This is a genomic window from Micromonospora sp. NBS 11-29, assembly GCF_002140155.1.
Classification (GTDB): Bacteria; Actinomycetota; Actinomycetes; order Mycobacteriales; family Micromonosporaceae; genus Micromonospora.
In genome coordinates this window covers 559,657-565,996 of record NZ_NAPR01000013.1, presented here as the reverse complement: position 1 = coordinate 565,996, position 6,340 = coordinate 559,657, and the positions used below count along the sequence as shown (strand labels likewise).

General features: G+C 71.2%; 5 protein-coding genes. 2 read left to right on the top strand and 3 right to left on the bottom strand.

Annotation, left to right across the window (positions count from 1 at the left end; all coding sequences use genetic code 11):
• Positions 1-51: 51 nt before the first annotated feature.
• Both ctaD and B1205_RS19030 read right to left on the bottom strand, forming a co-directional pair.
• Positions 52-1,809 (bottom strand): aa3-type cytochrome oxidase subunit I, encoded by a 1,758-nt coding sequence (gene ctaD, locus B1205_RS19035; RefSeq protein WP_089156815.1) that lies wholly within the window; start codon positions 1,807-1,809, stop codon positions 52-54.
• A 129-nt stretch (positions 1,810-1,938) separates the two neighbouring features.
• Positions 1,939-3,045, bottom strand: a complete 1,107-nt coding sequence (locus B1205_RS19030; protein WP_089156814.1) for an FAD-dependent monooxygenase — start codon at positions 3,043-3,045, stop codon at positions 1,939-1,941.
• Positions 3,046-3,266: 221 nt separating this feature from the next.
• On the opposite strand from B1205_RS19030, the gene B1205_RS19025 reads away from it, so the two are divergent.
• A complete protein-coding gene (locus tag B1205_RS19025) occupies positions 3,267-4,394 on the top strand; it encodes a GH12 family glycosyl hydrolase domain-containing protein (protein ID WP_089156813.1) in 1,128 nt (375 codons plus the stop codon).
• 62 nt (positions 4,395-4,456) lie between these two features.
• On the opposite strand, the gene B1205_RS19020 is transcribed toward B1205_RS19025, so the two are convergent.
• A complete protein-coding gene (locus tag B1205_RS19020) occupies positions 4,457-5,239 on the bottom strand; it encodes an aldo/keto reductase (protein ID WP_089156812.1) in 783 nt (260 codons plus the stop codon).
• Positions 5,240-5,309: 70 nt separating this feature from the next.
• Between B1205_RS19020 and B1205_RS19015 the strand changes: the two genes are divergently transcribed.
• Positions 5,310-6,338, top strand: coding sequence for a DNA polymerase ligase N-terminal domain-containing protein (locus B1205_RS19015; protein WP_089156811.1), 1,029 nt, complete (start codon positions 5,310-5,312; stop codon positions 6,336-6,338).
• Positions 6,339-6,340 lie beyond the last annotated feature (2 nt).

The window sequence follows — 6,340 nt, the reverse complement described above, 5'->3', positions numbered from 1 at the left end:
CGCCGTACCCCGGTGGGGTGCGGCGCCCGTTTTGGCGTTGCGGGGGGGGTGCTAGCGCTGGTCCAGGTTGCCGGCGGTGTCCTCCTGGTAGCTGGCGCCACCGTTGACCTCGCTGGTCAGCGGCTTGGCGCCGCCCTCGGGCGGGCCGGCGAGGCTCTGCCCGGCGGCCAGCTCGGGGAACTTCGCGTCGAATGCGGGCCGCTCGGAGCGGATCCGGGGCATCCGGTCGAAGTTGCGCAGCGGCGGCGGGCAGCTGGTGGCCCACTCCAGCGAGTTGCCGTGACCCCACGGGTCGTCGACCTCGACCACCGGGCCGGTCTTGTACGACTTCCAGCAGTTCCAGATGAACGGCAGGGTCGAGATGCCGGTGATGAACGCGCCGATCGTGGAGATCATGTTCAGCGTGGTGAAGCCGTCGTCGACCTGGTAGTCGGCGTACCGGCGGGGCATGCCCTCGGCGCCCAGCCAGTGCTGCACCAGGAACGTGGTGTGGAAGCCGATCATGGTCAGCCAGAAGTGGATCTTGCCGAGCCGCTCGTCCAGCATCCGGCCGAACATCTTCGGGAACCAGAAGTAGATGCCGGCGAAGACGGCGAACACGATGGTGCCGAAGAGCACGTAGTGGAAGTGCGCCACCACGAAGTACGAGTCGTGCAGGTGGAAGTCGATCGGCGGGCTGGCCAGCAACACGCCGGTGAGACCACCGAAGAGGAACGTCACCAGGAAGCCGATCGCCCAGAGCATCGGCGTCTCGAACGTGACCTGGCCCCGCCACATGGTGCCGATCCAGTTGAAGAACTTCATGCCCGTCGGCACCGCGATCAGGTAGCTGAGGAAGCTGAAGAACGGCAGCAGCACCTGACCGGTGGCGAACATGTGGTGCGCCCAGACGCTCATCGACAGCGCGGCGATGGCCACGGTGGCGGCGACCAGGCCCTTGTAGCCGAAGATCGGCTTGCGGGAGAAGACCGGAATGATCTCGGTGATGATGCCGAAGAACGGCAGCGCCACGATGTAGACCTCGGGGTGCCCGAAGAACCAGAACAGGTGCTGCCACAGCATCGGGCCGCCGGTGGCCGGGTCGTAGACGTGCGCGCCGAGCAGGCGGTCCGCGGCGAGCGCGAAGAGCGCGGCGGCCAGCAGCGGGAAGACCAGGATCGCCAGCAGGCTGGTGACCAGCATGTTCCAGGTGAAGATCGGCATCCGGAACATGGTCATGCCGGGCGCGCGCAGGGTCAGGATCGTGGTGATCAGGTTGACCGCGCCGAGGATGGTGCCCAGACCCGAGATGGCCAGACCGACCACCCACATGTTGGCGCCGACGCCCGGGGAGTGCTCGATGCTGCTCAGCGGCGTGTAGGCGGTCCAGCCGAAGTCGGCCGCGCCGCCGGGGGTGACGAAGCCGGCGACGGCCAGCGTGCCGCCGAACAGGTACAGCCAGTACGCGAACGCGTTGAGCCGGGGGAACGACACGTCGGGCGCGCCGATCTGCAGCGGCACCACGTAGTTCGCGAAGGCGAACACGATCGGCGTCGCGAAGAACAGCAGCATGATCGTGCCGTGCATGGTGAAGAGCTGGTTGTACTGCTCGGGCGACAGGAACTGCAGCCCCGGTCGCGCCAGCTCGGCCCGCATGATCAGGGCCATCAGGCCACCGATCATGAAGAACGCGAACGCGGTGACCATGTACATGATCCCGATCTGCTTCGCGTCCGTGGTGCGCAGCAGCCGCGCGATGGCCGACCCCTTGACCGGCTCGCGGACCGGCCAGGGCCGGGTCACGACCGGCTTGGGTGCGACGGTGGTCACGAGTGGCCTCCGGTTCTGGGTTGTCCCGCTCGGCGCGCTGGTCATCGGCGCAGCCGTCATCCGCAAGGAGGATAGTCCCCGGTAGGTGGCCCCGCCGCGTGGGGTGGGCGGCTACGATCTTCGGCGCTTCTACAGCGGGCCGGTGAGGAGCCGGTAGTGCTCCCCGAAGATCCGCCCGCCGCGTCCGCGCAGCAACGGGTCGCGCAGCGCCGGCGGCACGTCGCGGGTGCGGTTGCGGTCCCGGGTCCGGTCCCGCACCCAGCGGGTACGCGGGCGGCGCCGGCTCTCGTACGCGAGCAGGGCGGCGTCGACGCTGCCGGCGGCCTTCAGCGACTCGGCGAGCACGACGGCGTCCTCCAGCGCCATGGCGGCCCCCTGGGCGAGGGTCGGCGCGGTGGCGTGAGCGGCGTCACCGACGAGCACCACCCGGCCGCGGAACCAGCGTCCCAGCTCGACCTCCTCGGTGCGCTCCGCGTGCACCGTCTCCAGCGCGGCCAGCACCGCGGGCACCGGTCCGCCGTAGGAGCCGAACAGCTCGCGCAGCCGGGCGAGCGGGTCGGTGGGCAGGTCGGTGCCGGCCTCGTCGGCATAGCAGTGGAGCCGCCCGACGCCGAGCGGCGCCACCAGGAAGCCGGCCCGCCGGCCGAGCAGGGCGGTCCAGTCGGCGACGCGGGGGCCGCCGCGCACGACGGCGCGGTAGACCACCTGACCGGCGGGGCGGGGCGGACCGCCGAGCGCGGCCAGCGTACGGACCGAGGAGCGGGGACCGTCCGCGCCGATCACCAGGTCGTACTCTCCGCTGGTGCCGTCGGTGAAGCCTACCGCGACCCGGCCGGGCAGCGGTTCGACGGCGTTCACCTCGGCGCCGTGCCGGACCGCGCCGCCGGCGCCGGTGAGCAGCACCCGGTGCAGCTCGGCCCGGGGCAGCGCCCGGCACTCCCCCACCCCGGCCCAGAGCGCGTCGAGGTTCACCTCGCACAGCGGCGACCCGGCGGCGTCGAGGAACCGCTGCCGGTGGACCACCTGACCGAGCGGTCGCAGCGGCCCGTCCAGGCCGAGCCGGCGCATCGCCCGGACCGCGTTGCCGGGCAGGTAGACGCCGGTGTCGGCGCGCTCGTCGGGTGGCTGTCGCTCGGTGACGTCGGGCCGGAACCCCGCCAGGCGCAGCGCCCGGGCCACGGCGAGGCCGGCGATGCCCGCGCCGACGACGAGGACGCGCAGGGGGGAACCACCCATCGTGGGGTTCGCCTCCGGGGGAGGGAGCGGAACGCGTTGGAGGCAAGACACTACTCCCCGCAATCGGACGGTGGAAGTGCCGGTTGACCCTCCGATCGAACATCTCCACCGCTCCATTTGCGCACTGGTTTCAAACATGTAAATGTGTTTGTCAGCATGGGAGCGCTCCCGCACCTGTCCCCCGTTCAGACCGGCGCCTCCGCGCCGAACCAAGGAGCATCATGAAGCGTCCACTCAGGGCTCTCGCCGCGGCCGGTCTTCTGGTCGCCGGCACCGTCGTCGCCGTCGCGCTCGGCGGCAGCGCCTCCGCCGACACCCAGATCTGCGAGCAGTACGGCTCGACCACGATCGGCGGCAAGTACGTGGTGCAGAACAACCGCTGGGGCACCACCGCCCAGCAGTGCATCAACGTCACCTCGACCGGCTTCTCCATCACCCGGGCGGACGGCTCCGCGCCGACCAACGGGGCGCCGGTCTCCTACCCGTCGATCTTCGTGGGCTGCCACTACACCAACTGCTCGCCCGGCACGAACCTGCCGGTCCAGGTGAAGAGCATCAGCAGCGCGCCGGCCAGCATCAGCTACAACTACGTCAGCGGCGCGATCTACGACGCCGCGTACGACATCTGGCTCGACCCGTCCCCCAAGAAGGACGGCGTGAACCAGATGGAGATCATGATCTGGCTCAACCGGCAGGGCTCGATCCAGCCCATCGGCTCCCCGGTCGGCAACGCCAGCATCGCCGGCCGGACCTGGGAGGTCTGGCGGGGCAGCAACGGCTCCAACAACGTCATCTCGTACGTGGCGCCGTCGGCCATCCCCAGCTTCAGCTTCGACGCGCTGGCGTTCATCAACGACACCCGCAACCGGGGCGCGATCACCAACGACTGGTACCTGACCAGCATCCAGGCCGGCTTCGAGCCGTGGCAGGGTGGCGTCGGGCTGGCCGTGAACTCGTTCTCGCAGAGCGTCAACCTCGGCGGCAACAACCCGCCGCCCACCAGCGGGCCGACCACCCCGCCGCCGTCGGGCAACACGGCCTGCACCGTGACCTACCGGTCCACCAATGTGTGGAACAGCGGCTTCACCGCCGAGGTGACGGTCAAGAACACCGGCAACAGCACGATCAGCGGCTGGACGCTCAACTACAACCTGCCCTCCGGGCAGACCATCACCAGCTCGTGGAACGCCACCGTGACGCAGAGCGGCTCGGCGGTGACCGCGCGGAACCTCGCCTACAACGGCACGCTGTCGCCCGGCGCGTCGACCAACTTCGGCTACCAGGCGAACGGCAACTACTCCGCGCCGAGCAGCTTCACCCTCAACGGCACCGCCTGCGCCCGGGGCTGACCGCCGCACGTACAGAGGGGGCGCGGTCCGCACCGGACCGCGCCCCCTCCCGTGTACGCGGATCAGCCACCGAGCGCGTCGATGTCGCGCATCTCCTCGGCGGTCAACGAGAACTCGAAGACGTCGGCGTTGGCCCGGATCCGCTCCGGCGTCACCGACTTCGGGATCACCACGATCTCGTGGTCGATGTGCCAGCGCAGCACCACCTGGGCCGGCGAGACGTCGTGCGCCTGGGCGATCCGCGCCAGCACCGGGTCGGACAGGTCGCTGGTCTTGAACGGGCTGTAGCCCTCCAGCACCACGCCCCGATCCCGGTGCGCGGCGTACGTCTGCCGGTCGTACAGCGACGGGCTCCACCGGATCTGGTTGACCGCGGGCGTCTCCTCGGTGGCCTGGATCAGCTCGTCGAGCTGCCCGACCGAGTAGTTGCTCACCCCGACGGTGCGGGCCAGGTTCTCGTCCCGGGCGGCCAGCATCTCCCGCCACACCGGGATGCTGTCGCCGGGCTCGGACGGCGGCCAGTGCACCAGCCACAGGTCGACGTAGTCGGTGTCCAGCGCGGCCAGGCTCGCCTCGATGGTCTCCCGCTCCCGGCCCACCCGGTCCGGCGGCAGCTTCGTGGTGATGAAGAGGTCCTCGCGGCGCACGCCGCTCTCCTTGACCGCGCGCCCCACCTCCTTCTCGTTGCCGTACATCGTCGCGGTGTCGAGGTGCCGGTAGCCGGCGTCCAGCGCGGCGAGCACGGCCAGGTAGCCGTCCTCGCCGGTGGCCTGCCAGGTGCCGAAGCCGAGCAGCGGGATCCGGACGTCGCCGGTGAGCGGGAGGGTGGGTTGGTCGAGGTCCATGTCGACGGTTCTACCCCTGATCGTGGCCGCCATGCCGGCGCGCGGGCCGGGCCTGACGGAGAATACGGGGGTGGCGGACCGGCTGGAGGAGTACCGGCGCAGGCGCGACGCGGCGCGTACCCCGGAACCGGTGCCCGAGCGGTCCGCGACGCGCAAGCGGTCCGCGCGCCGCGGGCCCCGCTTCGTCATCCAGCAGCACCACGCCCGCAGCCTGCACTGGGACCTGCGGCTGGAGCACGACGGCGTGCTGGCCTCCTGGGCGGTGCCGCGCGGCCTGCCCCGCGACCCGGGCCGCAACCACCTCGCCGTGCACACCGAGGACCACCCGATGGAATATCTGACGTTCTCCGGGGAGATTCCCGCCGGAGAGTACGGCGGCGGACGGATAACCGTGCACGACACGGGCACCTACCGGGCGGAGAAGTGGCGCGACGACGAGGTGGTCGTGGTGCTCGACGGCGAACGCACGAAGGGACGCTACGTGCTGTTCGCCACCGGCGGGCGGGACTGGATGGTCCGCCGCACCGACCCGGCGCCGGCCGGTTGGACGCCGATGCCCGAGCCGGTCCGCCCCATGCGCACCACCGGCGGCAGGCGGCTGCCCCGCGACGCCGACGCCTGGGGGTACGAGCTGCGCTGGCCGGGCGTGCGGGCGATGGCGTACGTCTCCGGCGGCCGGCTGCGGCTGCTCGACGGCGACGACACGGACGTCACCGGGGCGTACCCCTGGTTGCGGGCGATGGCCGAGGAACTGGCCCCGGTCGAGGCGGTGCTCGACGGCGTGCTGGTCCGAATCGACCCGGGCGGGCGGGTCAAGCCGCCCAGCCGACGCGACGGCCAGTTCCTCGCCGTCGACCTGCTCTGGCTGGAGGGCGTGACCAGTCTCGACGTGCCGTACGCGCAGCGGCGCGAACTGCTCGACGGGCTGGCGCTCACCGGCCCGCACTGGCAGACTCCGCCGTGGTTCCCGGGAGTCGGCGCGGACGCCCTGCGGGCCGCCCGTGAGCAGGGGCTCCCGGGAGTGGTGGCGAAACGCCTCGACTCCCCCTACGAGCCGGGCCGGCGCAGCCGGCACTGGCTGAGCATCGACGCGAGCTGAGG